This window comes from Arthrobacter sp. THG-b23, assembly GCF_059091265.1.
In genome coordinates, this window is the sequence record NZ_JBNHGM010000001.1 from 74,604 (window position 1) to 100,743 (window position 26,140).

Consider the following 26,140-nt stretch of genomic DNA (forward strand, 5'->3'; position numbering starts at 1 on the left):
AGCTGCGATGCAGCGCCGGAGTCAGAACGGGGGCGGCGCAGTCGGATCGGCGTCCCCGTCGTCGGGCAGCTCGATGCCGCCCAACGTACGGCGGGGCTTCCGACCCCGCGTGCCGCCGGTGCTGGCTCCACCGCCGGAGGCCGCGTCTCCGGCTGTATCTTCGGCGCCGTCGGTGTTGTATCCGCTTCCGCCGTTGGTGGCGGCTTCCGTTTCCTTCGGCCGGGGCAGGAGGGTGTCCCAGCCCTCGTCCGGATGCGTGCTTTTGCGGTGGCCGGTGCGCGTGGTCCACGTGATCTCGCCGTGTGGCCCGGCAGCGGCCCGGGCGTGCCCGCCGGTCTTCGCCGCATGATGCGCGCTGCACAGGCACTGCAGGTTTTCCAGCACAGTCGGCCCGCCGTCGTCCCACGCGAGGACATGGTCGATCTCGCAGTATCGGGCCGCGCGGCGGCAGCCAGGGAAACGGCAGTGCCGGTCCCGGACACGGACCAGCCGCTTGAGCCACTCGGGCGGAAGCCGCAGCTTCCGGGCGGCCGCGATCGCCTGACCATGGTCGTCGGTGAGCACCAGCAACCAGGATTTCGCCAGCTGGGCCAGTTGCCGTCCCATGTCCGGTGGAATCGGTCCGTGCCCGGCCAAGTCTCCGGGTTCTTCGTTCCACCCCAGCAGCGTGGTCAGGGGCATGGTGACCAGCATCCCCGGCCCCGCTCCGGCGCGGTCACCGCTGCCGGGTGCGGTACGGCCACCGCCGCCGTCGGCCGGTGCCGGCCTGGGAACCGCAACCGTGCCGTCCCCGGACATGCCTCCAGCAAAGCTGCCGCTGCCGCTGCCGCTGCCGCTGCCGGCGGACATCTGTGCTGGTGCCGGCGCTGCCGGTACCGTGTCTTCCGCCTTCGCGGTGTTCGCGGCGCCAGCCAGGGCAGTGCCGTCGCTCAGCAGCAGGTCGGTGAACACGTCGGCGCGCAGCTGGGGCAGGGTCCGTTCTTCGCCGGGGCCTTGGAGGGAGCGGGCCGTGGCCTGGATCCGGTCGAAAACCAGATGCGCCTTGTCCGCGCTGGTGCGGATCCACAATTCGGCCATCCCGTCGTCCTGGTCGGTCAGCTGCACGTCCCGGGACTCGTTCGCCCGCCGGTGCCGCTCCGCCAAGGACTCCGGGTGCAGCCGGTCCCGCATCCGCCGGGCACGGGACCGGACCGCGTCCAGCGTGATGTCCCCGGCGCCCGGCAGCACCGCGGCTTCGAAATCCTGCAGACACTCCGCCGGCAGGTCCGCGGAGCCGCGGGCCAGCGCTTTCGCGCGCGGCAGGTCCAGGTCACCGCGGCCCATCGCCTCGAGCGTGCCCGGCAGGTGCGAGCAGATGTGCCGGGCATCGGCCAGCATGGCCCGCGCCGCAGCATCCCCCGTGCAGAGGTGTGCCGAGATTTCCTGCGGCGCGAAGCGGGAAAATCCTTCCGGGTCGCGGTCGGCGCCAACGCCGGGACGAAGCCGGGCGAAGCGGTCCAACGCCTTGACCTGGCACGACTGCACCCACGCCTCCACCCGCGCCGCGGCCAAGAGATAATCCATGGTCTGCGCGTCATCCAGTTCCGCTGGCTCCACCACCGCCAACAGGCCGGCCAACACGGCAGGCACGCCCACCCCACCCTCGGGCACCACCGGCCTGCACCCGGTGCCCTCGGGCACGACAGGCTTGCCCCCGGCGCCCTCCGGCCCCAAGGGTTTGCCCATCCCACCCTCGTGGACCACAGGCTCGCCACCGGCGTCTTCGGTTGGGGAAGAAACCTCTGCAGAGCTGGCGTCGCCAGCGGCACCAAGGTCAGCGGTCGTCGGAAAGAGTCCGGCGCGATCAGGCCCGATGCCATAACGTCGCAGCAGCGCCTCTGCCACCACCTGCTGCAGCAGCGCTTCCAGCAGGGAACTGTCCGGACGCGAGGGCACACCAAGGTCCATCACCAGTCCCTGTCCCGGAACCGGCAACCGAAGCTCGATGCCCTCGCCCTCCATATCCTCACGCTACCGGCTGCCTCGGACAGTTTGAGGGCCTCTTTCTGACACCAACAGTGCACGGAGTGGGCACGTCTAGGCTGCGCTCACCGGACGATTAAGCCACGCAATTCAATCTGGAGAGCCACCGGCGTGTGGAAAGGGCACGCCCCAGCCGGTGGGTTCGCGCGGCCGTTCCCCCGCCCCTACGTCAACTCCAGCAGCCGGTACGTCCGTGCCAGCCGTTCCAGCCACCACTGCCGCCGGTCCTCGGGCGCAGCAAGACGATCCAGCAGGTCCGCGTCGGGCACCACGTCGCGCACCGGGAGGCGCCCGGCCACCGGCACCAGCGGTTCAGCCGCCACGTCGGCGCCCATCAGGGACACCGTCGCCAACCCGCAGGCAAAGGGAAGTTCCGGCAGCGCCGCCGCCAAGGCCACGCCGGCACGGATTCCCACGGAGGAGTCCAGGGCAGAACTGACGACGGCGGGGAGCCCGGCTTGCGCGACGATCTCCAGCGCCCGCCGCACGCCCCCGAGGGGCTGCACCTTGACCACGATCAGGTCGGCGGCGTCTTCGCGGGCCACCCGCAAGGGGTCGGCGGCCTTGCGCACGCTTTCGTCGGCCGCGATCGGGATGGGGATGCCGCGCCGGCGCAGTTCGGTCCGCACCGCCCGCAGCCCGGCGATGTCGGGGACCGGCTGCTCGGCGTACTCCAGCGAGTACCCGGCCAGCCGGGTCAACGCCTCCACGGCCGTGGGAACATCCCAGCCGCCGTTGGCATCCACCCTCAGGGCAGCGTGCGGGGCTGCGGCACGGACGGCCGCAACGCGGGCCACGTCCTGCTCGACGTCTTGACCGGATTCGGCAACCTTGATCTTCACCGTCTGCACACCGTCGTAACGGGCCAGCACGCCGGGCACGTCCGCCGGCGCCACCGCGGGAACCGTGGCGTTGACGGGGATACTGTCCCGGACCGGGTCCGGGAAGCCCCGCCAGCCGGCCTCCACCGCGGCCGCCAGCCACGCGGCGGCTTCGTCGTCGTCGTACTCAAGAAAGGGCGAGAACTCCGCCCAGCCCGCGGGGCCCTCAAACAGCAGCACCTCGCGCTGCATCACCCCGCGGAAGCGGACCTTCATCGGCAGCGACACAACGCGCGCGGCGGCCAGCAGGTCGGCGAGGTCGGGGAGCTCCGGCCGGTCGGAAAGCCCGGAAACATCGGGAATCTGGTGCGGTCTCATCAACTCCAACTGTACGGCCGGCCGCCCTTCCCGGATGCTCTCAGCATTGTGTGCGACCCTAGAATCGATGACTCCGCAGCGTTCCCGTGTCCGCTCCCGGCCCGCGTCCAGCCGTCCGGCGGCGCACGCTCCCGCCCTGTTCTGGCTGGGAGCGCTGTTGTGCGCGGGAGCCTTTGTGCTGAACTACTACGCCTTCGTCCGCACCACCACCGGGCAGTTCGCCGACGAATCGGCCTGGGCGGAGGCGGACTCCGGCTGGCGGCTGGGCCGCGGCGTTTTCCTGGACTTCCTGGACCTGCTGCCGGATATCTCCGTCGCCGTGGCGGCCGTCGTGCTGCTGGTGGCGGCCTTGGTACGACGCCGGTGGGGGCCGGCCGTGGTCGGCGTGGCGGTGGTCGCGGCGTCGGCGGCGACCACGTGGATTTTGAAGAACCTCATCCTCGACCGGCCCGACCGCGGCGTGCCCACGCTGGAACACAATTCGCTGCCGTCGGGGCACACCACCATCGCCACGGCTGCGGCCCTGGCCATCTTCCTGGTGGTCTCGCCCCGGTGGCGGCCGTTCGCTGCGGCCGCCGGCGGCCTGTATGCCGTGCTGGCCGGTGCCGCTACGTTGATCAACGGCTGGCACCGCCCGGCGGATGTGGTGGCCGCCTTTTTGGTGGCCGGCTTTTGGGTGCTGGCCGCCGGCCCGATCGTGCTGCGGCGCGGCAGCGACTGGAACATCTGGTCCGGCTACGGCAGCTTCTGGGCGGCGTCCGCCTGGTGGCCCCGGCTGTGCTGGCTGCTGGCCGTGCTGGGCATCGGCGCCGCCGCGGGGCTCTACCTGCTCGCGCAACAGGCCGGCGCCGCGCCTGTCCCCGGCACCGGCAGGATCCCGTTGTTCTTTTGGGCCGGCATGGGCCTGATCACCGGCACCGGCATGCTGCTCAGCGCCCTGCTGACCTGGCTCTTCGGCCTCCAGTCGCGCCGCCATTGAGTCACGCGCGGGAACGGTAGACGCGGCGGGGTCCGGAGCATTGCCAGCATCGGATGGCGGTGGCAGGGTGATTCCATGGCCATCGAGGTGCGTCCGGCAACGGTGTTCGGCGACGTGAAGACCATGCTGGGGCCAAAGCGCGCCGATGCGAATGTCTGTTGGTGCCTCAGCTATCGCCTTCCGTCGAAAGACAACGTCTCGTTGCGGGGCAAGGATCGAGGGGCCCTCGTCGAGCGCTTGTGCGGCCAGGACCCGCCGCCCGGAGTGCTCGCCTACGACGGCGACGAAGTGGTCGGCTGGGCCGCCGTGCACCCCCGGGCCGACACGGCGTTTGCGCGCAACCGCAAGATTCCGCACGTGGACGACGCCGACGTGTGGTCGGCGTGGTGCATCCGGGTGCGGCCGGGGCATCGCGGCCAGGGGATCTCGCACCGCCTGCTCGCGGGCGCCGTCGACCTCGCACGCGGGCATGGTGCCCCCGCCGTTGAGGGCTACCCGCTCGACAACGAGGGCAAGAAGGTCGACCTCACCATGGCCTACGTTGGCACCCGAAAGCTCTTCGAACAGGCCGGCTTCACGAAGGCGGCAGACACCGACTCGGTGCTGAACGGGTTCCCCCGCGTGCTCATGCGGCTTGACCTGGGCTGACGCCCCACTCCCTCGCCGCCGCGCCGCTTAGCGGGTGGCGGTTAAGCGCTGCAGCAGGGCGCGGGACTGCGCGGGGCCGTAGGGCAGGATGGGGATGGCCTTGGTGGAGTCTGCGGGAGTGTCGCGGCTGGCCTGTTCGCCCATCCGGACGGCCAGGGTCATGGTCTCGCACATGTTCTTCACGAAGGCGTCGCTGACGGTCTGGCCGTGGCCGGGCACCAGCACGTCGTACTCGTGCCGCAGCCCGGAAATCCGGCGCAGCGTTTCCACCCAATCGCGCGGGTAGGAATCTTCGAAGGCGGGCGGGGCGCCTTGCTCCACCAGATCACCGGCAAAAAGCGTGGTGGGCGAACCGACCAGCAGGTCGCCGTCGGTGTGGCCGCGGCCCAGATGGAAGAGTTTGACGCTGACTTCGCCCAGATCGACGGTGGTCTCCGCATCGACCAGCTTGTTGGGCATCTTAATTTCGGTATGCTCCCCGTCGGCGGCCGCCATTTCCGGTTCCGTCCCCCCGACTGCCTCACGCTGGAGCACGCCGTATTCGGCGATGTCGTGCGCGCAATTGCGGTGCGCGTAAAAGTCCTGCACGCCCTGGGCCGCGAAGTAGGCGTTGCCAAAGACGTGGTCGTAGTGGAAATGCGTGTTGACGACGACGAGCGGCAGCTTGGTCAACGCGCGTACGGCCGCGTAAATCCGCCGCGCCTGCCGCGGCCCGGCACCGGTATCCACCACCAGGGCCTTCTTCCGGCCGACGACGAGCCCGGAGTTCAACAGATACTCCCGCGTCCTGATCACGTAGTTGCCGGGTGCCACCTGCTCGCATTCCGCCGGCTCGCCGGTCTTGTCCACTGATCGGGCGGCATCGCTCATCCGGCCGTCACCCTCCATCGTGTCGAACACGGCCGCGCGGACGCGCGCAGCCTGATCCTGCTACGGTACCGTGCCCGCCCGTCGGCGCACCCGGCCACCCGACCGCGGCCACCGGCGGCGGTCTACTGTCGAGCGTCCCGCACTCAGGCTTCGTGGACGGAGCGAAGCACCTCGCGCACCTCGCCGAACGGCACGGAGTCGTCGACGTACGCCTGCACATGCTTGGAGCCCATGCCGCGGACCATCACGCCGTGTTCCCCATCGGCAGCCGACTCGAGGAACGCCGGCCGAAGCGCCTCGGCATGGTGTGCAGACAAGCGGGAGAGGTACTTTTTGTACGCCTCTGGCAGAGTGACCATGCCCTAAGGGTAGCGCCGCCGGGACGGGCCAGCTAGGAAAAAATTTTGGGCTGTCCGCAGGCAACCTCGACCCGTCCCCGTCCGCTTCGAACTGCCGCCGGCCGCTTTGGGCTGCCGCCGTGCGGCTCGGACGCAGGCCAACCCAGGGCTCCCGCCGGCCGGTTCGGGTGCCGGCCGGCGGGGAGCTGCTACAGGTCGGCGAGGACGCTGCCGGGGTTTTCGATGGCGTCCGCGACGTAGCGCAGGAAGCCGCCGGCGGTGCCGCCGTCGCAGACGCGGTGGTCGAAGGCAAGCACCAGTTCGGTGACCTTCCGGACGGCTAGCTGCCCGTCCACCACCCACGGCTTGTCGATGATGCGGCCGACGCCGAGGATCGCCACTTCGGGGTAGTTGATGATCGCGGCGCTGCCGTCCACACCGAACACGCCGTAATTGTTCAGCGTGAAGGTGCCGCTGGTCAGCTCGGCCGGCGTGGCCTTGCCGTCGCGGGCGACGGCGGTGAGCCGCCTGATCTCGGTGTCCAGCTGGCGGGCGCTGAGCCTGTCGGCGTTGCGCACGCTCGGCACCATCAGCCCGCGGTCGGTCTGGGCGGCGAAGCCCAGGTTGACGCCGTCGAACCCGACGATCTCTTCGCCTTCCACCCGGGTGTTCAACTCCGGATATCTGGCCAGGCCGGCCAGCACGAACCGGGCGATGAACGCCAGCAGCCCCGGCGTGTTCTCCGGATCGCGGCGCTTGAGGTCGGCGCGCATCTGCAGCAGGGCGGTGGCGTCCACGTCCACCCAGACGGTGGCCTCGGGGATCTCGCTGCGGCTGCGGGACATGGCCTGGGCCACCGTCTTCCGCACGCCCTTCATGGGGGTGCGGCTGGCGATGCCCAGGCCGGTACGGGCGTCGGTGCCGGCGGCATCGGTCGTGCGAACCTCCGCGCGGGTTGGGGTCCCGGCACCGGCCAGGCCGCTGGCGGGGCCCGTGACTCCGGCCAGCGCGGCCTCCACGTCCTTGCGCAGCACCATGCCGCCCGCGCCCGAGCCCGTGATGTCGGTCAAGCGGAGACCCGCGTCGCGGGCCAGCTTGCGGACCAGGGGTGAGATGACCAGCGGGGCCCGGCCGCCGCCGGCCGGCACGGGTTCCGCCTGTGTTTCCGCCGTCGCCGGTGCGGCCACCGGCGCAGCCGGCGCAGCCGCCGCAGGAGCCGCAGCCGCCGCAACAGCCGTCGGCGCAGGCGGGAGGGTCGCCACGGCAACGCGTCCGCTCTTAGGCTTGCGGGTGCGCTTGGATCCCGCCGACCCGCCGGGTGTGCCGTAGCCGATCAGCACGTTGCCGGAGCCCGATTCGGCCGGTTCCTGGATGCCGGCGCGCTCCTCCCTCCGGTAGGCCTCGCCGTCGGGATGGGCAGCGCCTGCCCTCGCGCGGTCCGGGTCCGGAGCATCTCCCGCCGCGACCGCGGCGGCAGCCTCCCCCGCCCGGGGTGCCTGCGGCGCGACTCCCGATCCGCCGTCGTCGTGCACGTAGCCCGGCGCGTCCACGGAGATGAGGGGCTTGCCCACGTCCAGGGTGTCGCCGGCCGCCCCGTGCAGCACCGCGACGGTCCCCGCGAACGGGCTGGGCACCTCCACCATGGACTTGGCCGTCTCCACTTCGGCCACCGGCTGGTCCACGCGGATCTCGTCGCCCACCTTGACCAGCCAGTTGACCAGCTCGGCCTCGGTCAGGCCTTCGCCGAGGTCGGGCAGTTTGAATACCTGTCGCGACATGGCTACGCGTCCTCCCACTGAAGTTCATCCACCGCGTCCAGGATGCGGTCCACGCTGGGCAGGTAGTGCCGCTCCAGCTTGGGCGCGGGATACGGAATGTCGAAACCGGTCACGCGCAGCACCGGCGCGGCCAGCGAGTGGAAGCAGCGCTCCTGCACCCGCGCCACGATCTCGGAGGCGACGGACGCGAAGCCGGGGGCCTCCGCTACCACCACGGCGCGGCCGGTTTTGCGCACCGACGCCATCACGGTTTCATCGTCGAACGGCACGATCGACCGGATGTCGATCACCTCCAGCGAGCGCCCCTCCTCGGCGGCGGCCGCGGCGGCCTGCATGACGGTGGGCACGGACGGACCGTACGTGATCAGCGTGGCGTCGGTTCCCTCGCGGGCGACGACGGCGCGGCCGATGCCGGACCCGGCGGTTCCGGCCTGCCCCGCCCCGGATCCCTGCACGATCTCGGGGGCGGCCCACTGCGACTGCAGCGCTTCGAGGTCCAGCTGCTCCTTCGAGAAGTAGAGCTTCTTCGGCTCCAGGAACACCACGGGATCCGGGAAGCGGATGGCCTCGCGGAGCATGGTGTACGCGTCCTCCACCGTGGCCGGCGCCACGACGGTCAGGCCCGGCGTGTGCGCGTAGTAGGACTCCGAGGAGTCGCAGTGGTGCTCCACTCCCCCGATGCCGCCGGCGTACGGAATCCGGATGACCATCGGCAGCTTGACCCTGCCGCGGGTCCGGTTTGGCATCTTGGCCACGTGCGAGACCACCTGCTCGAACGCCGGGTAGGCGAACGCATCGAACTGCATCTCCACCACCGGGCGGAGGCCGTTCATCGCCATGCCGATCGCCATGCCCATGATGCCGGATTCGGCCAGCGGGGTGTCGAAGCAGCGTTCCTCGCCGAACCGCTTGGTGAGGCCGTCGGTGATGCGGAAAACGCCGCCCAGCGGGCCCACGTCTTCACCGAAGACGACGACGGAGCGGTCGGCTTCCATCTCGTCGGCCAGGGCCGTGTTCAGCGCCTTGGCGAACGTCATTGTTGTGCTCATGGTGTGTCCTTTTAGGTCGGCGGCGGCGCTCAGGCCGACTCGCGCGAGAGCTCGTCGCGGAGCATGGCGGCCTGCTCGCGCAGCTGGCTGGTCTTTTCGGTGTAGACGAAACGGAACAGGTCCTCCGGGTCCACCTCGGTCTCGGCGTTGAGGCCGTCGCGCATCTGCGCGGCCACGGTTTCGGCCCGCCCGGCGATCTCCTCTTCCAGCGCCTCGTCCAGGACGTTCAGCTGCTTGAGGTAGGTCCGCAGGCGCACCAGCGGGTCCTTCGGCGCCCACTCGGCCACTTCATCCTCGGTGCGGTAGCGGGTGGCGTCGTCGGCGTTGGTGTGCGACTGCATCCGGTAGGTGTGCGCCTCCACCAGGGCAGGGCCGCCGCCTTCGCGGGCGCGGGTCACGGCCTTGCCGAGCACGGCCAGCAACGCGGCAGTGTCGTTGCCGTCCACGCGCTCGCCCGGCATGCCGTACCCGATGGCCTTGTGCGCCAGCGACGGCGCCACCGTTTGCTTGTTCAGCGGGACGGAGATGGCGTACTGATTGTTCTGCACGAAGAACACGACCGGGAGGTGGAACACGGCGGCGAAGTTCAGTGCCTCGTGGAAGTCGCCCTCGCTGGTGGCCCCGTCTCCGCAGAGCGCGACGACGACGGTGTCCTCGCCCTTGAGTTTGGCGGCGTGGGCAACGCCGACGGCGTGCAGCAGCTGGGTGGCCAGCGGGGTGGCCTGGATCGATACCTTGTGCTCGTAGGGGTCGTAGCCGCCGTGCCAGTCGCCCTGCAGCAGGGTCAGGGTCTGCACGGGGTCGACGCCCTTGGCGATCACGGCGACGGTGTCGCGGTACGTCGGGAACAGCCAATCGTCCCGGCCCACGCACAGGGCGGCCGCCACCTGGCAGGCTTCCTGGCCGTGGGATGACGGGTAGACGGCCAGCCTGCCCTGGCGGACCAGGGCGTTGGCCTGGTCGTTGACGCGGCGGCCGACCACCAGTTCGCGGTAGGCGTCCAGCAGGGCTTCGCCGTCGGGCAGCGGGTACTTGTCGTTGTGCACGTGCCGGCCGTCCGGGTCCACCAACTGCACGGGCTGCTCGGAGGGCAGCATGTAGGCCTCGGCGGTGACCGGATCATCCATGCCGGCGCGGCCGGACGGGTCGGACATCGAACCCTCGATCGGGTTACCGGTTGAGATGGTCATGGTGTCTCCCTCGAATCCTTGGTCTGCGGTCTGCGGTCGGCGGTCGGCGTCGGCGGCGCCGGTGCCCGCTGCCCTGCACAGCGCGGGCGGCTCTGCGTGAAGAAACTGTGTAGCTTTAGTATGGATTCGGCTACATTTCGTATCCACTTATGCCGGAAAACGTGGAATATTTGCCTGTCTGGTCGTAGTCTTGGAGACGAATTGTTAATGTGAGCTGGATAACCCCGCGAGGTGTAGACAGATGGCCAACGGTGCCGCCGTGAAAGTTCCGCAGCTGGATGAGATCGACCGCCGGATCCTGGCGGAACTGACTCGGGACGGCCGGTTGTCCGTGACTGCGGTCGCCGAAAACGTCCACATCTCCCGGGCACACGCCTACTCGCGCATTGCGCGGCTGACCGAGGCGGGGGTGCTGACCAAGTTCACGGCGTTGGTGGACCCGATTAAGGCGGGGTTGAAGGCCTCCGCCTACGTGACCTTGAAGCTGCGCCAGCACTCCTGGCGCGAGCTGCGCGAAGCCCTGCGCGCCATCCCCGAGGTGCACCACATCGCCCTGGTCGGCGGGAACTTCGATGTCATCCTGCTGGTCCGTGCCGTGGACAACGTGGACCTTCGCCGGGTCATCTTCGACCAGATCCAGTCCATGCCCGGCATCCTCGATACCCAGACCTTCCTGGTGTTCGAGGACCTGGACACCCGCTGAACCGGCCGGCAGGCCACGGCACCCGCACCCCCGCAGCAGTGGAGGATCAGGAGCTCAGCCGACGTCCCCGCTCCCGCGCGCCTCGACCTCGGTCATGTCGCCGGTCTCGACCTCGCCCGCACGCTCATACACCAGTGCCACCGAGCCCTTGTCAAAGGTGCGGGCAGGGCCGGCGAGGCGGAATGACGCCGGAATCGTGCCGGGGCCGAAGAGCCGCTTCCCGCTGCCAAGCGTGAGCGGATACAGCCAGAGGTTGAGGCGGTGGACCACGTCCTCGGTGAACAACGACTGCAACAGGTCGCCGCTGCCGAACACGTGCACCTCGTCGTGCCGTTCGCGAAGGTGCGCGGCCGCCATGGCATCGTGCAGCACCGTCGTGCCCGCCCAGGCAGGCTCGGTGAGCGTCGTCGACACGACGTACTTCGGCGCCGCGTTGAACTTCACCGCGATCGGAGAGTCGTCGCCGGCATTCGGCCAGTAGCCCGCGAAGATGTCGTAGGTCTTCCGCCCGAGCAGCAGCGCGTCGATGCGGTCGATGACGGCCCCGATCGCCTCGCCGGATGCTTCGTCGAAGAACGGCGCCTGCCAGCCGCCGTATTCGAAGCCGTGCTCCGGGTCCTCGTCGGCTCCGCCCGGCGCCTGGTAGACACCGTCGAGTGTGAGGAACATGTTGGCCACGATGATGCCCATAGGTCATCCCTCCTCCGGCGCCGGCCCGCTGCCCGACGCGCCGCCTTCATCGTGCCCGCGGGGCAGGAGGGTTGTCCAGACCCCGCCCCGGGTTATCGAAAGTGGCCCGGCTGCACCAGGTTCTCCGGCGCCTGGCCGGCTGCGACAGCCGCCAGTTGATGCTTCAGGAGCCGGACGATCCGCGGTTCAAACGCCGTGGTGTCGCCGCCCAGGTGCGGGGTGATCAGCGCGTTGCCGGCCCGCCACAGCGGGTGGTCCGGTGGCAGCGGTTCGGGATCGGTGACATCCAACGCGCACTTCAGCCTGCCGGAGACGACCTCCGCGGTCAGGGCCTCCGTGTCGACCACCGCCCCGCGCGCGACGTTGACCACCAGCGCCCCGTCCGGGAGGGCTGCCAGGACCCCGGCATCGATCAACCCGCGGGTGGCGTCCGTCAGCGGTGTGATGAGGATCAGCACCTCGTGGGACGCGGCCAGCTCCGTCAGCTCGTCCGTGCCGTGGACGTGGCCCTCGCCGTCGTCCCGGGCGCGGGTCCCCACCCGAGTTAGCTGCACTTCGAAGGGCTCCAGCCGGCGCGCGATTTCCCGGCCGATGCCGCCCACGCCGACGAGCAGCACCTTTCGGTCCGCCAGCGACAGCCGGCGCACATGGCGCCACCGCCCCTCGGGCTGGTCACGCGCGGCGACGTCGATCCCGCGCAAGGAGGCAAGCACGAGCCCGACGGCGAGTTCGGCGGTCGCGGCGGCGTGCACCCCGGCCGCGCTGGCGATGGCGACGTCCGGTCCGACGACGGCGGCGACCCCGTCGACGCCGGTGGTTTGGGTCTGCACCAGCTTCAGGTTCTGCAGCTTCGGCAGGCTGGGGAGCGCGTCGGCCATGTCCGGATACGGCAGCACCACGGCCTCGAGCTGGTCCAGCCTGGCACCCGCGGGGTCGCCGTCGAAGTCCCAAAAGACGGTGCGGATCCCCGCCGGCAGGGGTTCCAGAGCGGCCATCAGGTCCCGGTCGGGGCAGGCCACGGTCGTGATGACAGGCGGGGCGGCATTCATGTGACTCCTGGAGCAGAGGCCGGGAGGCCCGGCAGCGCGAACGGGCTACGCGTGGAAGCCTACCCTCCGGCTGCGCGGCACCGGCCTTGGCCCGCCGTCAGCCCTTGAAAACCGGCTTGCGCTTCTCCTGGAAGGCCTTGAAGCCTTCGGCGTAGTCGTCGCTCTTGCACAGCCGGCCCTGCGCGGCGTTCTCCTCTTCGGTGGCGAGCCACAGGCCCAGCCGCTGGTCGCGGATGTTCGCCACCAGCTCCTTGGACGCACGGAATGCGCCGGTGGCGCCCTGGGCCACCTTGCCCACGATGCCGCGGGTGGTTTCCAGCAGATCCTCCGCCGGCATGGCGCGGCTGAACAGCCCGGCCTTCACCGCTTCCTCGCCGCTCATCAGTTCGGCGGTGTAGATCAGATCCAGCGTGCGGTGCGCGCCGAGCCGCTCGGTGAACAGCCAGTGGCCGCCCGAGTCCAGGGTGGCCCCCAGGTTGGCAAACGGCGAGCCGATCTTGGCGCTGTCGGCCACGTACACCACATCCGTGGCGATCAGCAGGCCGAGCCCCACGCCGAGCGCCGCCCCTTGCGCGGCGGCGAAGGTGGGCGCGGGGAACTCCGCCATCTTGCGCAGGACCGGGGTGACGACGCCGGACAGGTAACCGTAGGCATCGTCGGTCGCCGGATCCACGCGGGAAATGTCGCGGCCGGCGCAGAAGCCGCGGCCCTCACCGCGGAGCAGCAGCGCCCGGACGCCGGCGGCTGCGGCGTCGTCGTACGCCTTGCCCAGATCATTGAGCGCCTGTTCGTCCAGCGCATTCATCTTGCCCGGTGCGTTGAGCACCACTTCGGCGATGTTGTCCTCGATGGACAGCTCAATCATGCTCATGCGGCTCCTTCGGGGTCGGTGCTGTCTAAGATCGGTCAGGCGTCGTAGTCGACGGTGATTTCGTCGCTGGTGGGGTGGGTCTGGCAGGTCAGCACGTAGCCGCGCTCGATCTCGTCCGGTTCCAGCGCGTAGTTCTCCTCCATGGTGAACGTGCCGGAGACAACCTTGGCGCGGCAGGTGCCGCAGACGCCGCCGGCGCAGGCGAACGGAACGTCCGGGCGGACGCGCAGCGCGGCGTTGAGCACCGACTCGCGGGCATGCTTGGGCGAAGCGACCATACCGGAGAGCCCGTCCAGCCTGAAGTTGATCTCGTAGTTGTCCGCGCTGGGGTCGAGCTGCACCGGTCGGCCAATGTTGCCCTGCGGTTTGGTCGGCTCACCGGTGCTGAACAGCTCGAAGCGAATCTTCTCGGCGGGCACGCCGCGTTCGGCCAGGGTGTCGCGGCACAGCTGCACCAGTTCGTAGGGCCCGCAGAGGAACCATTCGTCCACATCGTCGGTGCGGAGCACGTTGTCGAACAGGCTGGTCAGCTTCTCGGCGTCGATCCTGCCGGAGAGCAGCGGCGAAATGCGCTGCTCGCGGGAGAGCACGTGGTGCAGCGCGAAGCGGGTGGGGTATTTGTCCTTCAAGTCGGCCAGTTCCTCCACGAACATCACGTCCATGGCGGCCTTGTTCGCGTAGACCAGGTCGAACCGGACGCTGTCACTGGCAGCCAGCACGGTCCGCGCGATCGAGATCACCGGAGTGATGCCGGACCCGGCGGCGAACGCCACGAAGGTGGCCCCGGCGTCGGCATTGATCTGTTCCGGGTGGTTGATCTCCGTCATCTGGTGCTTGGAGATGAAGGCGCCGGTGGGGCTCATGACGTCCAAAACGTCCCCGGCCTTGAGGTTGTCGTTGGCCCAGTTCGAGAACAATCCGCCGATGTCGCGCTTGATCGCCACCCGGATTTCGCCCGGCTTTGGCTCGGCGCAGATGGAGTAGCTGCGGCGGATTTCCTGGCCTTCGAGCGTGGTGCGCAGCGCCACGTACTGGCCGGGCACGTAATCGTACTGGCCGTGCAGTTCCTCCGGCACCTCGAACGTGACCTCGACGGCTTCGTCGGTGAGCTTGCGGACCTCCGCGACGGACAGCGGGTGGAAGGTGGCGCGGCGCTTGACCGCCGGGGCATCCGTGGTGGAAGTAGTCATCTAGAGCACCTTGAAGTAGTCGAAGGGTTCATGGCAGTCGTTGCACTGGTACAGCGCCTTGCACGACGTGGAGCCGTAGCGGGACAGCTCGCGGGTGTTGAGGGAATCACAGCGCGGGCACTTTACGCTCATGCCCAGCTTGACCGGTCCGGTGCGGACCGGCGCCATGCCCGACGGCGGGGCGATGCCGTACTCGTTCAGCTTCGCCTTGCCGTCGGCGGTCATCCAGTCCGTGGTCCAGGCCGGGGCGAGCACCAGCTTTACCCGGACGTCGGTGTATCCCTCGGACGCCAGCGCGGCGACAATGTCGTCTCGGATGGCGTCCATCGCCGGGCAGCCGGAGTAGGTCGGGGTGATCGTCACCTCGACGGCCGGGCGCCCGCCGGCGTCCGTTTCATCCAGCACTGACACGGACCGCAGGATGCCCAGGTCCTCGATGCTCAGCACCGGGATCTCCGGGTCACAGACGGTGGCCGCGACATCCCAGGCGCGCGCCGCTTCGGTTCCTGCCGGCCGTTGGGCCGTATTAGTGGACATGAATAGCTCCGTTGCTCCGATCAGCCGGCCTGGTTACCAGGTGGCGCCGGGGTGTTCGCGGGCCAGCACCTGCAGCTCAGCCAGCAGGTAGCCCAGGTGTTCACTGTGTTTGACGCGGGTTTTGTCCGTCATGGCGGGCTGGACGTCTGGGACCTCCAACGTTGCCTCGGCGAAGACTTCCGCGATGAAGGCGTCGAAGCCTTCGCGCAGTTCCGAGGGCCGCACCGCGATGCCGGGCAGACGGTCGATCAGCTCATCGTCCAGGAACAACTGCTCCACGTACGGCCAGACGGAGAGGAAGCCGGCGGCGATGCGCCGGTGCGACTCTTCCGTGCCATCGCCCAGGCGCAGGGTCCACTGCGCCGCATGGTCGCGGTGGTAGTCCACTTCCTTCAGCGCCTTGGCCGCGATGGCCGCCAGGGTTGCGTCCTGCGAGTCGACCAGCCGCGAGTACAGTTCGTGCTGGTAGGTGGCGATGACCAGCTGGCGGGCGATGGTCTTGCCGAAGTCGCCGTTGGGCTGTTCGACGAGGTAGCTGGAGCGGAACTCGTTCTCCCCGCGCCAGTAAGCCAGGTCGTCTTCGGACTTGTCCCAGGCGGAGCCGGCGTAGGTCAGGAACGACCGGGCGTGGCCGATCTGGTCCAGCGCGATGTTGGCGAGCGCGACGTCCTCTTCCAGCTCGGGCGCGCGGGAAATCCACCAGCCCAGCCGCTGGGCCAGGATCAACGCGTCGTCGCCCAGGCGCAACGCGTACTCGGCGACGTCGTTGCTGGCCTTGGTGCCTTCGGTCACCTGCGCGGCGATGTCTTCCGGGCGCAGGGCGTTGCCCGGCGTGATCCGGGTGGCGCTTTCGCCGCTCACAGGTGCTTCACCCCTTCGCTCTTGGTGTAGTACGTGGCATGGCGGTAATCCTTGCCCTTGGGCGATTCAAAGAATTCGCCCTTCGCGTCAGGGTCGCTGGCCACGATGGCCGACGCCGGCACCACCCAGAGCGAGACGCCTTCGTTGCGCCTGGTGTAGAGATCCCGCGCGTTCCTCACGGCCATCTCGGCGTCCGGGGCGTGCAGCGAGCCGGCGTGCACGTGGGACAGCCCGCGCGAGGAGCGGACGAACACCTCCCACAGCGGCCAGGGCTGCTTGTCGGACGTCGCGCCTTCCGCTGTCGCCGTCTCCACGGGTCGGGCCATTGCGGTCTGGTCTCCAGTTGCCATTCAGGCCACCTGTGCTTTCTGTGCCTTCTTGTCCGCGTAAGCGGCTGCTGCTTCGCGCACCCAGGCGCCGTTCTCGTGTGCCTCGCGGCGGCGCTCCATCCGCTGCGCGTTGCAGGGGCCGCGGCCGGCGAGGACTTCGTAGAATTCGTCCCAGTTGAGTTCGCCGTGCTCCCACATGCCGGTTTCCTCGTTGTAGCGGATCTCGTCATCGGGCAGGGTGAGGCCCAGGACCTTGACCTGTTCCTGGATCATTCCCACGAACCGCGAGCGCAGCTCATCGTTGGTGAACCGCTTGATGTTCCAGGCCATCGACTGCTGGGAGTTCGGCGAGTCCGTGTCCGTGGGGCCGAACATCATCAGTGCCGGGGCGTAGAAGCGGTTGACCGCGTCCTGGGCCATCTGCTTCTGCGCGGGAGTGCCGTTGGCCAGTTCCAGCAGGATCTCGAAGCCCTGCCGCTGGTGGAAGGACTCTTCCTTGCAGATCCGCACCATCGCCCGGCCGTAGGGGCCGTAGGAGGCCCGGCAGAGGGGCACCTGGTTGGCGATCGCGGCGCCGTCGACGAGCCAGCCGATGGCCCCCATGTCCGCCCAGCTGTTGGCCGGGTAGTTGAAGATCGAGGAGTACTTGGCCTTGCCCTCAAGCAACTGCTGGTTGAGGACGTGCCGGGGCGTGCCCAGCGTCTCGGTGGCGGAGTAGAGGTACAACCCGTGGCCGGCCTCGTCCTGCACCTTGGCCATCAGGATGGCCTTGCGCTTCAGGCTGGGCGCGCGGGTGATCCAGTTCGCCTCCGGCTGCATGCCAATGATCTCGGAGTGCGCGTGCTGGGACATCTGTCGGACCAGCGTCTTGCGGTACTTCTCCGGCATCCAGTCGGCCGGCTCTATCCGGGAGTCCTCGGCAATGATCTTGTCAAAGTAGGCCTTCCCGGCCTCGTCCTCGGGGGACGGCACGGCGTGCAACTGGGAGTCGCCGGCCTGGGTCTGCGTTGCCACGATGGTCACCTCACTGTACGAAATCCGGCCGCGAAATAATTACCGACCGTTCGTTCAGGATATAGCGCATTTTCCGTGCCCGTCAAGGCCATCGGCCGCGGTCCGACCCCGCCGGAGACGAACTTCCGATTCCCCGCGGCAGCCGGCAGGCCGCGGGGCGGGAGCGGCCCGATCCCACGGGACGCTTCCACTGCTTCCACCCTCAGCCGAACCCGGCCGACGGAGGGGAAGGGCTCTATATATTGGTGGCATGACGCACTCCCCCGCCGAAACCGCCCACGCCTCCTCCCCCGCAGGACTGCCGGAACCGCCGGCCGCCCGCAAGGTTCCCGTCGAGCGCGCCCACCACGGCGACGTCTTCGTGGACCCCTATGAGTGGCTGCGGGACAAGGAGAACCCGGAGGTCGTTGCGCACCTGGAGGCGGAGAACGCCTACACGGCGGCGGTGACCGGGCACCAGCAGCCGTTGCGCGAGGCCATTTTCAACGAAATCAAGAACCGGACCCAAGAAACGGACCTGTCGGTTCCGGTCCGCAAGGACGGCTGGTGGTACTACGGCCGGATGGAAGAGGGCAAGCAGTACGGCATCCAGTGCCGGGTCCGGGCCGCGGACACCGGGGACCGGGCAGCAGACTGGACGCCCCCGCAGGTCGACGCCGGCCGGCCGGTGCCCGGCGAGCAGGTGCTGCTGGACGGCAACGCCGAAGCCGAGGGCAAGCCGTTCTTTTCCCTGGGCGGCTCCGCGGTGACCAAAGACGGAAGCCTCTACGCCTACGCCGCCGACTTCGCCGGCGATGAGCGCTTCACCCTGAGGATCAAGAACCTGGACACCGGCGACCTGTTGGACGACGTGGTGGAAAACGTCTTCTACTCGCTGGCGTTCGATCCCGACGGCAGCCGCGTGTTCTACACCGTGGTCGATGAGTCCTGGCGTCCGTTCCAGATCAAGGCGCACACCATCGGCACACCGGCGGCCTCCGACGTCGTGATTTACCAGGAAGACGACCCGGCCATGTGGATGGGGTTTGAGCTCTCCTCCGAACGCCGGCACCTGGTGATCGGGATCGGCTGCTCCGAATACTCCGAGACGCGGCTGCTGGACTTCTCCGCCCCGGACGCCGGGTTGCAGACGCTCATCCCGCGCAGCGAGCGGGTGCTCTACGACGCCGAGCCGTTCCTGCTGGACGGCGCCCAAAAGGTGCTGCTGACCCACAACAAGGACGCGGTGAACTCGATGGTCTCGCTGGCCGACCTCGCGGAGTTCTCCAAGCCCCTGGCCGAGCAGCACTGGGACACCGTGGTGGAGCACGACGACGCGGTGCGGGTCAACGGGGCGGGCGTCACCGCCACCCATGTGGTTTTGTCGATCCGCCAGGACACCATCGAACGCGTGCAGGTGCTGCCCCTGGCCGGTTTGGGGACGGCCGCGCAGGCCGCCCCGGCGGAGCCGGCGTTCGACGAGGAATTGTTCACCGCCGGCGTCGGCGGGTCCGACTACGAGGCGCCGGTGATCCGGCTGGCCTACACCTCGTTCCTGACACCGCCGCGGATCTACGACTACGAGCTGGCCACCGGCACGCTGCACCTGCGCAAGGAAACGCCGGTGCTCGGCGGCTACGACGCGGCGGACTACGTGGCGGAGCGGGAGTGGGCGACCGCGGCGGACGGCACGAGGATCCCGCTCTCGGTGATCCGCAAGGCCTCGGTGCAGCGCGACGGCAGCAATCCCGCGCTGGCCTACGCCTACGGCAGCTACGAGGTCAGCATGGATCCGGCGTTCAGCACGGCGCGGCTGTCGCTGCTCGACCGCGGCGTGGTCTACCTGGTGGCCCATGTCCGCGGCGGCGGCGAGATGGGCCGGCACTGGTACGAGGACGGCAAGAAGCTGCGCAAGAAGAACACGTTCACGGACTTTGTCAGCGCCACCGAGTGGCTGGCCGCCTCGGGCTGGGCGGATCCGCAGCGGATCGCGGCCATGGGCGGCTCCGCCGGGGGCCTGCTGATGGGCGCCGTGGCCAATCTGGCGCCGGAGAAGTATGCGGCAATCGTGGCGCAGGTACCCTTCGTCGACGCGCTGACCTCGATCCTGGACCCGGATCTGCCGCTTTCGGCGCTGGAGTGGGAGGAGTGGGGCAACCCGATCACGGACCCCGAGGTCTACGCCTACATGAAGTCGTACAGCCCCTACGAGAATGTCTGGCCGGCCGCCTACCCGAAGATCGCTGCGGTCACCAGTTTCAACGACACGCGGGTGCTGTACGTGGAGCCCGCCAAGTGGGTGGCGGCCCTGCGGGAGGCCACGGCCGGCTCCGCACCGATCGTGCTCAAGACCGAGATGGACGCCGGGCACGGCGGCGCGTCCGGCCGGTACGAGGCCTGGAAGGACCGGGCCTGGGATTACGCCTTCGCCCTCGACGCGATCGGTGCCACCGAGCTGGCATAGCCGCCGCTCAACGTTCCCGGCCCGCCTTGACTTGAATCACAAATCAGGATTACCTAATGAACATTCGGTAATGAACAGCAAGGGGCTTCCATGACGGACATCGACGTCGACACTTCCCGGGACACTCCGGCGGAAAGCAACGAGCTGGAGCAGGGCGAACGCCCCGTGCACCCGGCCTTCGTCAACGACCAGGCCGCGCGCTGGATGGGCGTGGAGGTCGTGAAGGCGGAGTTTGGCGACGTCGTCATCGAGATGCGGCTGCGCGAGGAGATGCTCAACGGCTTCGGCATGGCGCAGGGCGGCATGGTGTTCGCGTTCGCCGACGTGGCCTTCGCGCTGGCCTGCAACGACCCCGACGGCGACGGCAGCACCATCACGGTGGCCTCGGGCGTCGACGTCAATTTCCTCAATCCGGGGCTCGCCGGCCGGCTGCTGACCGCCACCGCCCGGCTGGTCAACCAGACCGGCCGCAGCGGCCTGTACGACATCACCGTCACCCAGGAGAATCCGAACGGCGGGGCCGACGTCCTGCTCGAATTCCGCGGCCGTTCCCGCACCGTCCCCAATCCCGCCCGCAACCAGCGAAAGCCCTGACCGCGCCGCACCTTTCGGACAGCGACGCCCCAGCCTTCACCGACAGCACAGCCCGACCCGCATCAAAGGACCGTTCCCATGACGACCACCACCGGTACGAAAGCCCGCAAGACCACTCCCGCCGCCGAGGACACCCTCGACCGCGAGGAGCTGATGAGCCGGGACGAGCTGGAGGCCCTCCAGCTGAAGCGCCTGCAGCACACGGTCGCCTACGCCTATGAGCGCGTGCCGATGTACAAAAAGAAGTTCGACGACGCCGGCGTGCGCCCCGAGGACCTCAAGGAACTGTCCGACCTGGCCAAGTTCCCCTACACGGACAAGGAAGACCTGCGCCAGTCGTACCCCTTTGGCATGTTCGCCGTGCCGCAGGAAGAAGTGGCCCGGATCCATGCGTCCTCGGGCACGACCGGCCGGGCCACCGTGGTTGGCTACACCCGTCGCGACATCCAGAACTGGGAGACGCTGTTCGCCCGTTCCATCCGCGCCTCGGGCGTGAAGAAGGGCATGAAGGTCCACAATGCCTACGGGTACGGCCTGTTCACCGGCGGACTGGGTGCACACTACGGTGCGGAAAAGCTCGGCTGCACGGTGATCCCAATGTCCGGCGGCCAGACCGAGAAACAGATCCAGCTGATCCAAGACTTCGAACCGGATGCCATCCTCTGCACGCCCACCTACCTGCTGACCATCGTGGACGCGATGGAGCACGCCGGCGTCGATCCGTCCAAGACGTCGCTGAAGGTCGCGGTGCTGGGCGCCGAGCCGTGGACCGACGAGATGCGCCACGAGCTGGAGGGCAAGCTGGACATCGACGCGTGCGACATCTACGGCCTCTCCGAGGTCATGGGCCCGGGTGTCGCCGGCGAGTGCGTGGACTTCAAGGACGGCTCCACCATCTGGGAGGACCACTTCCGGCCGGAAGTCATCGATCCGCTCACCGACCGGGTGCTGGACGACGGCGAGGCCGGCGAACTGGTGTTCACCTCGCTGACCAAGGAAGCCATGCCGGTGATCCGCTACCGCACGCACGACCTCACCCGGCTGCTGCCCGGCACCGGGCGGCCGAACATGCGCCGCATCGGCCGGATCACCGGGCGCTCGGACGACATGATCATCCTGCGCGGCGTGAACCTCTTCCCCACCCAGATCGAGGAAATTGCCCTGCGCATCCCCGGCCTGAGCCCGCACTTCCAGCTGGAAATCAGCCGCCCCAACCGGATGGACGAGCTGACCGTCAAGATCGAACGCCGCGAAGACTGCACGCCAGCCAAGGCAACCGAGGCGGCCCGCGAGCTGCAGCGCCAGATCAAGATCCACGTGGGTTCCAGCTGCAAAATCGTGGTCGCCGACCCCGGCACCCTCGCGCGCTCCAGCGGCAAGCTGCGCCGCGTCTACGACCTGCGCGACAACGCCTGACGGATGTGGGGACGGCGGGCGGATGCAGGCACCGCCCGCCGCATAACTGACCTAACGGTCGTGGGAGAATAGGACAATGGCGAAGACAAGGACCCAAGAGACCGCCCGCCGCGGCCGCCCCGGCTACGACCAGCAGTCGGTGCTGAACGTCGCCGTCGCCGTGTTCAACAAGCACGGTTACGAGGCCACCTCCATGGGCATCCTCGCCGAAAACCTGGGCATCTCCAAGAGCGCCATCTACCACCACGTTCCGTCCAAGGGCGACCTGCTGCGCCTGGCCCTTGAAGAAGCCCTCGGCAGCCTCGAAGCCGTGATCGAAAACCCGTCGGCTTCCACCGGCCGGGCGGATGCCCGGCTGGAGTTCGTGCTCCGCGGCACCGTCCAGGTCCTATGCGACAAACTGCCCTACGTCACCCTGCTGCTGCGCCTGCGCGGCAACACCGAGATCGAACGCGACGCGCTGGACCGCCGGCGGGCGTTCGACCACAAGGTAGCGGACCTGGTGGACGCCGCCCGTGCCGAGGGCTCCCTGCGCGGGGACATCGACCCGAGGACCACGGCGCGACTGCTGTTCGGCACGATCAACTCCATCGTCGAGTGGTACAAGCCGGGCGGATCGCTGTCCCCGCAGAAGCTCGCCGACGACCTGATCGCCATGATGTTCGACGGCCTCCACTTGCCGGCCGCGGCCCGCGTCCTCGCCTGATTCTCCGGCGGCACCGCGGCCCCGCACCGCCGCGGCTTTGAGGCCGCCCGACGGAGCTGAAGTACTTACTGAATTCACAGTCCTCCCCTGCTAGGCTGACCTCAGCCATTCGATGTTATGGGGACGTGATCGATATGGATGGGGAGTTTTGGTGGGTCTCGGCGCTGAGCATGGCGCTCACGATCGCCGCCATCGTTCTGTTCGCCTACCGGGTGCCATGGGCCTGGTTGCTGCCGGTGGCCGCAACCGCCGTGCTGCTGGCCACGGGGATCCCCTACGGCCGGTTGAACACCAGCACCGTGTTTGTGCTGGCCGCGGCCCTCTACGGCCTGTGGAAGTGGACCCAATACCGGCGGGAAGGCATCCGCGTCCCGCTCCGCTCGGCCCACGGCCGTGAGTGGGGAATCGGCGCGGGGCTGCTGCTGCTGCTGTTCCTGCTCAATGGGTTCGCCGGCGTCACCCCGGTTGCCGAGATCGGACCCCTGTACCTGTTCAACGCCCTGTTGGCCGCACTTCCGGCCGTCATGTACCTGGGCTTCGCCCACGGCATCCTGCAGTCGTGGTGGCTGGGCGTTGCGCTCTCGCTGTCCACCATGTTCCTCTCCGCCATCCAGGACGCGCCGGTCTGGGTCTCCCTGTACGGGGCAATCGCGGCGGGCCTCCAAATCTTCGGTTACCTGGGGTGGCAGGCGGCCCTGCGGCGGCCGGTGCGGAGCAAGCACCGGCTGGCGTCGGTGCGGCCGGGACGTCCGGCAGCACCCGGCCCCGGCGCAGCGGGACGGGCCGCGTAACCAGCACAACGGAGGTCGGCGGCATGGACTGGATTATGGCCTTGAAGGTGCTGGACGGTCCTGCCGGCGCACTGGTTTCCGTGGGCTACCTGCAGGCGTCGGTGGGCCTGCTGACCGTGTTCCTGTTCGGGCTCCACTCCCGCTGGGCGTGGCCTGTGCTGCTGGTCCAGGAGGCTTTGGTCTTCCTGCTGCTCCTCACGCCGGCTTTCGGCGGCGGCGGCGCGTTCTTCGTCGATGCGTCGATAGGCGTGGCGCTGCTGCTGCCCTGCTACGGCGCGTGGCGCTGGCGGGCCGCGGCCTCGCCCCTTGCACCGGCCGGCCCCGCGGCGTGGGTGCACCGGGCAACGGGGCGAAACTGGGCGGTGGCCGTGCTGGTCCTCATCGCCGCCACGGTGGTCTTCGCGGCCAGCGACATCCAGGCGGGCTTTCCGCTGGAGGGCGGCCTGCTGACCGTCCTCCTGCTCCAGGCGTTCTATGCCGCGGTGATGACGGTGGTGCACCTGGGTTTGGCGCACCGGATCTATGAGGCTTGGTGGCTGTGGCTGGCCTTTGCCGTGGTGCAGCTGGCCACCTCACTGGTATTTCCCAGTCAGCCGACGCCCCAACTGCTGTACGGCGCCACCGTGCTGCTGGTGCTGTTCGCCTTCTGGCGCTGGCACACGGTGGTGTTCCTGCCGGTCCCCGGGGCCCGGGCCGCCGGGGACACGGCAGGAGGAGGGGCTCCGGCTACTTCTCCACCAGTGTGAGCACGTCGTAGGTCGCGACGATCTCGTCGTTCTGGTTGGTCAGCACCGCATCCCAGGCGACCTCGCCGTAGCCGTCGGTCTCGCGCGGCGTGATGCGCTTGGCGGTGAGGGTCACCCGGATCGAGTCGCCGGCAGCCACCGGAGTGATGAAGCGCAGGTTCTCCAGGCCGTAGTTGGCCAGTACCGGTCCCGGTGCCGGCTCCACGAACAGCCCGGCACCCCAGGCGAGCAACAGGTAGCCGTGCGCCACGATGCCGGGGAAGAACGGGTTGGCGGCGGCGGCCTCCTGGTTGGTGTGGGCGTAGAAGGTGTCGCCGGTTTCGTTGGCGAACGCGGTGATGTCCTCCAGCGTGACCTGTCGCAGTTCCGAGCGCACGGCGTCGCCGATCCGCAGCGTGGCCAGGTTCTTGCGGAACGGGTGGACGTCGTCGAAATGCTGATCGGCGCCGGTATGCCACACGCCGGTCACGGCCGTGAGCATGTTCGGCGAACCCTGGATGGCGGTGCGCTGCATGTGGTGCAGGACTGAGCGGATCCCGCCCAGCTCCTCGCCGCCACCGGCGCGGCCCGGTCCACCGTGGACCAGGTGCGGCACCGGGGAACCGTGGCCGGTGGAGGTCTTGGCGTCTTCGCGGTTGAGCACCAGCACCCGGCCGTGGTGGGCGGCGATCCCGGTCACCAGCACGCGGGCGGCGTCGGGGTCGTTGGTAGCGACCGTGGCGACCAGCGAACCCGCGCCCTTGGCGGCCAGCCGCACGGCGTCGTCCAGATCCTCGTAGCCGATCACGGAGGAGACCGGGCCGAAGGCTTCCAGCGAATGCACGGCATCGGCTTCGGCGTCCGCCCAGGTCAGCAGCACCGGCGACATGAAGGCGCCCTCGGAGTCGCCCACGGTTCCGTCGGCGCGGGTGACCTGCGGCGAATCGAGCGTTCCGTAGGCAAGCTCGCCGCCGGCGTCGACCATGGCCTGGACGGCGGCGCGGACGTCCTCAAGCTGCTCCACCGAGGCCAGCGCACCCATGGTGACGCCCTCGGCCCGCGGATCGCCGACGACCACGCGCTGCTCGATCCGGGCGCGCACGGCGTCGGCGACGTCCTGCATGCGGTCCTTGGGGACGATGGCGCGGCGGATCGAGGTGCACTTCTGGCCCGCCTTGGCCGTCATCTCGGTGACCAGCGACTTGATGTACGCGTCGAACTCCGGGGTGCCCGGCACCGCGTCGGGCCCGAGGATCGCGGCGTTGAGCGAGTCCGCCTCGGCGGTGAACCGGATGCCGCCCCGGGCCACGTTCGGGTGGGACTTCAGCAGGTTGGCGGTCGAGGCGGAGCCGGTGAAGGCGACCGCGTCGCGGTAGTCCAGGTGGTCCAGCAGGTCGCGGGCGGAGCCGGAGACCAGCTGCAGCGAACCGGCCGGCAGGATGCCGGACTCGATGATGAGCTTCACTGCCTCGGCGGCGACGTAGCCCGTGGGGGTGGCGGGCTTGACGATGGTCGGCACGCCGGCGATGAAGGCCGGAGCGAACTTCTCCAGCATGCCCCACACCGGGAAGTTGAAGGCGTTGATCTGCACGGCCACGCCCGGGATCCGGGTGTAGATGTGCTGGCCCATGAAGGAGCCGTCCTTGGAGAGCACCTCCGCGGGCCCGTCGACGACCACCTGCGAGTTCGGCAGTTCGCGCCGGCCCTTGGAGCCGAAGGTGAACAGCACGCCGATGCCGCCGTCGATATCGATCATGTTGTCGATCTTGGTGGCGCCGGTGCGGTGCGAGAGTTCGTACAACCCCTCGCGCCGGGCGTTCAGGTACTGGGCCAGCTCTTTGAGCTTGAGCGCGCGCTGGTGGAACGTCAGCCGGCCCAGCGAGGCCTGGCCGACGGTGCGGCCGTGTTCGACGGCTGCGGCGAGGTCCAGTCCGTCGGTACTGACCCGCGCGAGCACGGCGCCGGTGCTGGCGTCGCGGACCTCGGTGCCGGAAACATCGCCCGCGGGCGTCCACCAGGCATCCTGGATGTAGCTGGGAACAATTTCGACATCAACGGCGGTAGAGGTCATCGTTGACAGCCCTTTCTTCGCCCGGCCCAGTGCAGACGCAGATGGGGCGGGACATAAAATACTGAACGGTCGGTCGG

Annotated in this window: 25 protein-coding genes; 9 read left to right on the forward strand and 16 right to left on the reverse strand. The window is 69.0% G+C overall.

What is annotated here, in order from left to right; all coding sequences use genetic code 11:
- Positions 1-21 precede the first annotated feature (21 nt).
- Both AC5RVD_RS00370 and AC5RVD_RS00375 read right to left on the reverse strand, forming a co-directional pair.
- On the reverse strand, positions 22-2,001 hold the full coding sequence (locus AC5RVD_RS00370) for an HNH endonuclease signature motif containing protein (protein ID WP_494125601.1): 1,980 nt from the start codon (positions 1,999-2,001) through the stop codon (positions 22-24).
- Between the two features lie 185 nt (positions 2,002-2,186).
- Positions 2,187-3,221 (reverse strand): o-succinylbenzoate synthase, encoded by a 1,035-nt coding sequence (locus AC5RVD_RS00375; RefSeq protein ID WP_494125602.1) that lies wholly within the window; start codon positions 3,219-3,221, stop codon positions 2,187-2,189.
- 67 nt (positions 3,222-3,288) lie between these two features.
- Between AC5RVD_RS00375 and AC5RVD_RS00380 the strand changes: the two genes are divergently transcribed.
- Together AC5RVD_RS00380 and AC5RVD_RS00385 are read left to right on the forward strand one after the other, a co-directional pair.
- The gene (locus AC5RVD_RS00380; protein ID WP_494112436.1) at positions 3,289-4,200 is read left to right on the forward strand and encodes a phosphatase PAP2 family protein; all 912 of its coding nucleotides are present in this window, start codon (positions 3,289-3,291) and stop codon (positions 4,198-4,200) included.
- Positions 4,201-4,275: 75 nt separating this feature from the next.
- A complete protein-coding gene (locus tag AC5RVD_RS00385; protein ID WP_494125603.1) occupies positions 4,276-4,848 on the forward strand; it encodes a GNAT family N-acetyltransferase in 573 nt (190 codons plus the stop codon).
- A 27-nt stretch (positions 4,849-4,875) separates the two neighbouring features.
- On the opposite strand, the gene AC5RVD_RS00390 is transcribed toward AC5RVD_RS00385, so the two are convergent.
- From AC5RVD_RS00390 to pdhA, 5 genes are all read right to left on the reverse strand, one after another.
- A complete protein-coding gene (locus AC5RVD_RS00390) occupies positions 4,876-5,718 on the reverse strand; it encodes an MBL fold metallo-hydrolase (protein WP_494125604.1) in 843 nt (280 codons plus the stop codon).
- A gap of 143 nt (positions 5,719-5,861) precedes the next feature.
- Complete coding sequence (locus AC5RVD_RS00395) at positions 5,862-6,077, reverse strand: hypothetical protein (protein WP_494112433.1); 216 nt, start codon at positions 6,075-6,077, stop codon at positions 5,862-5,864.
- Positions 6,078-6,265: 188 nt separating this feature from the next.
- Positions 6,266-7,834: a dihydrolipoamide acetyltransferase family protein gene (locus tag AC5RVD_RS00400; RefSeq protein ID WP_494125605.1), complete on the reverse strand. Its 1,569-nt coding sequence runs from the start codon at positions 7,832-7,834 to the stop codon at positions 6,266-6,268.
- Between the two features lie 2 nt (positions 7,835-7,836).
- On the reverse strand, positions 7,837-8,883 hold the full coding sequence (locus AC5RVD_RS00405; protein WP_494112431.1) for an alpha-ketoacid dehydrogenase subunit beta: 1,047 nt from the start codon (positions 8,881-8,883) through the stop codon (positions 7,837-7,839).
- 29 nt (positions 8,884-8,912) lie between these two features.
- Positions 8,913-10,073, reverse strand: a complete 1,161-nt coding sequence (pdhA, locus tag AC5RVD_RS00410) for a pyruvate dehydrogenase (acetyl-transferring) E1 component subunit alpha (RefSeq protein WP_494112430.1) — start codon at positions 10,071-10,073, stop codon at positions 8,913-8,915.
- A gap of 241 nt (positions 10,074-10,314) precedes the next feature.
- Between pdhA and AC5RVD_RS00415 the strand changes: the two genes are divergently transcribed.
- Positions 10,315-10,776 carry an Lrp/AsnC family transcriptional regulator gene (locus AC5RVD_RS00415; protein WP_493989481.1) on the forward strand — a complete coding sequence of 154 codons (462 nt, stop codon included), beginning with the start codon at positions 10,315-10,317 and terminating at the stop codon, positions 10,774-10,776.
- A 54-nt stretch (positions 10,777-10,830) separates the two neighbouring features.
- Here AC5RVD_RS00415 and AC5RVD_RS00420 read toward each other — a convergent pair whose 3' ends face one another.
- From AC5RVD_RS00420 to paaA, 8 genes are all read right to left on the reverse strand, one after another.
- Positions 10,831-11,466 (reverse strand): dihydrofolate reductase family protein, encoded by a 636-nt coding sequence (locus AC5RVD_RS00420; protein ID WP_494112429.1) that lies wholly within the window; start codon positions 11,464-11,466, stop codon positions 10,831-10,833.
- Between the two features lie 92 nt (positions 11,467-11,558).
- A complete protein-coding gene (locus AC5RVD_RS00425) occupies positions 11,559-12,515 on the reverse strand; it encodes a 2-hydroxyacid dehydrogenase (protein WP_494125606.1) in 957 nt (318 codons plus the stop codon).
- Positions 12,516-12,612: 97 nt separating this feature from the next.
- Positions 12,613-13,380 (reverse strand): enoyl-CoA hydratase/isomerase family protein, encoded by a 768-nt coding sequence (locus AC5RVD_RS00430; protein WP_494112502.1) that lies wholly within the window; start codon positions 13,378-13,380, stop codon positions 12,613-12,615.
- A gap of 41 nt (positions 13,381-13,421) precedes the next feature.
- Positions 13,422-14,576, reverse strand: coding sequence for a 1,2-phenylacetyl-CoA epoxidase subunit PaaE (gene paaE / locus AC5RVD_RS00435; protein ID WP_494125607.1), 1,155 nt, complete (start codon positions 14,574-14,576; stop codon positions 13,422-13,424).
- A complete protein-coding gene (gene paaD, locus AC5RVD_RS00440; RefSeq protein WP_494112426.1) occupies positions 14,577-15,113 on the reverse strand; it encodes a 1,2-phenylacetyl-CoA epoxidase subunit PaaD in 537 nt (178 codons plus the stop codon).
- Positions 15,114-15,146: 33 nt separating this feature from the next.
- Positions 15,147-15,974 carry a 1,2-phenylacetyl-CoA epoxidase subunit PaaC gene (gene paaC, locus AC5RVD_RS00445; RefSeq protein ID WP_494125608.1) on the reverse strand — a complete coding sequence of 276 codons (828 nt, stop codon included), beginning with the start codon at positions 15,972-15,974 and terminating at the stop codon, positions 15,147-15,149.
- Positions 15,971-16,300: a 1,2-phenylacetyl-CoA epoxidase subunit PaaB gene (paaB, locus tag AC5RVD_RS00450; protein ID WP_494112501.1), complete on the reverse strand. Its 330-nt coding sequence runs from the start codon at positions 16,298-16,300 to the stop codon at positions 15,971-15,973. The genes paaC and paaB overlap by 4 nt, the downstream gene beginning before the upstream one ends.
- 24 nt (positions 16,301-16,324) lie before the next feature.
- Complete coding sequence (gene paaA, locus AC5RVD_RS00455) at positions 16,325-17,317, reverse strand: 1,2-phenylacetyl-CoA epoxidase subunit PaaA (protein WP_494125609.1); 993 nt, start codon at positions 17,315-17,317, stop codon at positions 16,325-16,327.
- Between the two features lie 250 nt (positions 17,318-17,567).
- Between paaA and AC5RVD_RS00460 the strand changes: the two genes are divergently transcribed.
- From AC5RVD_RS00460 to AC5RVD_RS00485, 6 genes are all read left to right on the forward strand, one after another.
- The gene (locus tag AC5RVD_RS00460; protein ID WP_494125610.1) at positions 17,568-19,760 is read left to right on the forward strand and encodes a S9 family peptidase; all 2,193 of its coding nucleotides are present in this window, start codon (positions 17,568-17,570) and stop codon (positions 19,758-19,760) included.
- 90 nt (positions 19,761-19,850) lie between these two features.
- On the forward strand, positions 19,851-20,354 hold the full coding sequence (locus AC5RVD_RS00465; RefSeq protein ID WP_494125611.1) for a hotdog fold thioesterase: 504 nt from the start codon (positions 19,851-19,853) through the stop codon (positions 20,352-20,354).
- A 78-nt stretch (positions 20,355-20,432) separates the two neighbouring features.
- A complete protein-coding gene (paaK, locus tag AC5RVD_RS00470) occupies positions 20,433-21,770 on the forward strand; it encodes a phenylacetate--CoA ligase PaaK (protein ID WP_494121043.1) in 1,338 nt (445 codons plus the stop codon).
- A gap of 76 nt (positions 21,771-21,846) precedes the next feature.
- Positions 21,847-22,476 (forward strand): TetR/AcrR family transcriptional regulator, encoded by a 630-nt coding sequence (locus tag AC5RVD_RS00475; protein ID WP_494112421.1) that lies wholly within the window; start codon positions 21,847-21,849, stop codon positions 22,474-22,476.
- Positions 22,477-22,601: 125 nt separating this feature from the next.
- Positions 22,602-23,267, forward strand: a complete 666-nt coding sequence (locus AC5RVD_RS00480) for a hypothetical protein (protein WP_494112420.1) — start codon at positions 22,602-22,604, stop codon at positions 23,265-23,267.
- 23 nt (positions 23,268-23,290) lie between these two features.
- A complete protein-coding gene (locus AC5RVD_RS00485) occupies positions 23,291-24,013 on the forward strand; it encodes a nicotinamide mononucleotide transporter (protein ID WP_494112419.1) in 723 nt (240 codons plus the stop codon).
- Here the strand turns inward: AC5RVD_RS00485 and paaZ are convergent.
- Entirely contained in the window at positions 23,994-26,063 is a 2,070-nt protein-coding gene (gene paaZ / locus AC5RVD_RS00490; RefSeq protein WP_494112418.1) for a phenylacetic acid degradation bifunctional protein PaaZ, read from the reverse strand. The genes AC5RVD_RS00485 and paaZ overlap by 20 nt on opposite strands.
- Between the last annotated feature and the right edge of the window lie 77 nt (positions 26,064-26,140).

Bases quoted from the DNA above. Each gene is read 5' to 3' on its own strand.
- paaK (WP_494121043.1), top strand. From the start codon at position 20,433: ATGACGACCACCACCGGTACGAAAGCCCGCAAGACCACTCCCGCCGCC.
- paaB (WP_494112501.1), bottom strand. From the start codon at position 16,300: ATGGCCCGACCCGTGGAGACGGCGACAGCGGAAGGCGCGACGTCCGAC.
- AC5RVD_RS00460 (WP_494125610.1), top strand. From the start codon at position 17,568: ATGACGCACTCCCCCGCCGAAACCGCCCACGCCTCCTCCCCCGCAGGA.
- AC5RVD_RS00375 (WP_494125602.1), bottom strand. From the start codon at position 3,221: ATGAGACCGCACCAGATTCCCGATGTTTCCGGGCTTTCCGACCGGCCG.
- paaZ (WP_494112418.1), bottom strand. From the start codon at position 26,063: ATGACCTCTACCGCCGTTGATGTCGAAATTGTTCCCAGCTACATCCAG.
- AC5RVD_RS00400 (WP_494125605.1), bottom strand. From the start codon at position 7,834: ATGTCGCGACAGGTATTCAAACTGCCCGACCTCGGCGAAGGCCTGACC.
- AC5RVD_RS00370 (WP_494125601.1), bottom strand. From the start codon at position 2,001: ATGGAGGGCGAGGGCATCGAGCTTCGGTTGCCGGTTCCGGGACAGGGA.
- AC5RVD_RS00385 (WP_494125603.1), top strand. From the start codon at position 4,276: ATGGCCATCGAGGTGCGTCCGGCAACGGTGTTCGGCGACGTGAAGACC.
- paaE (WP_494125607.1), bottom strand. From the start codon at position 14,576: ATGACTACTTCCACCACGGATGCCCCGGCGGTCAAGCGCCGCGCCACC.
- AC5RVD_RS00395 (WP_494112433.1), bottom strand. From the start codon at position 6,077: ATGGTCACTCTGCCAGAGGCGTACAAAAAGTACCTCTCCCGCTTGTCT.
- AC5RVD_RS00430 (WP_494112502.1), bottom strand. From the start codon at position 13,380: ATGATTGAGCTGTCCATCGAGGACAACATCGCCGAAGTGGTGCTCAAC.
- AC5RVD_RS00475 (WP_494112421.1), top strand. From the start codon at position 21,847: ATGGCGAAGACAAGGACCCAAGAGACCGCCCGCCGCGGCCGCCCCGGC.
- AC5RVD_RS00405 (WP_494112431.1), bottom strand. From the start codon at position 8,883: ATGAGCACAACAATGACGTTCGCCAAGGCGCTGAACACGGCCCTGGCC.
- pdhA (WP_494112430.1), bottom strand. From the start codon at position 10,073: ATGACCATCTCAACCGGTAACCCGATCGAGGGTTCGATGTCCGACCCG.
- AC5RVD_RS00465 (WP_494125611.1), top strand. From the start codon at position 19,851: ATGACGGACATCGACGTCGACACTTCCCGGGACACTCCGGCGGAAAGC.
- AC5RVD_RS00485 (WP_494112419.1), top strand. From the start codon at position 23,291: ATGGACTGGATTATGGCCTTGAAGGTGCTGGACGGTCCTGCCGGCGCA.
- AC5RVD_RS00380 (WP_494112436.1), top strand. From the start codon at position 3,289: ATGACTCCGCAGCGTTCCCGTGTCCGCTCCCGGCCCGCGTCCAGCCGT.
- AC5RVD_RS00390 (WP_494125604.1), bottom strand. From the start codon at position 5,718: ATGAGCGATGCCGCCCGATCAGTGGACAAGACCGGCGAGCCGGCGGAA.
- AC5RVD_RS00415 (WP_493989481.1), top strand. From the start codon at position 10,315: ATGGCCAACGGTGCCGCCGTGAAAGTTCCGCAGCTGGATGAGATCGAC.
- AC5RVD_RS00420 (WP_494112429.1), bottom strand. From the start codon at position 11,466: ATGGGCATCATCGTGGCCAACATGTTCCTCACACTCGACGGTGTCTAC.
- paaD (WP_494112426.1), bottom strand. From the start codon at position 15,113: ATGTCCACTAATACGGCCCAACGGCCGGCAGGAACCGAAGCGGCGCGC.
- AC5RVD_RS00425 (WP_494125606.1), bottom strand. From the start codon at position 12,515: ATGAATGCCGCCCCGCCTGTCATCACGACCGTGGCCTGCCCCGACCGG.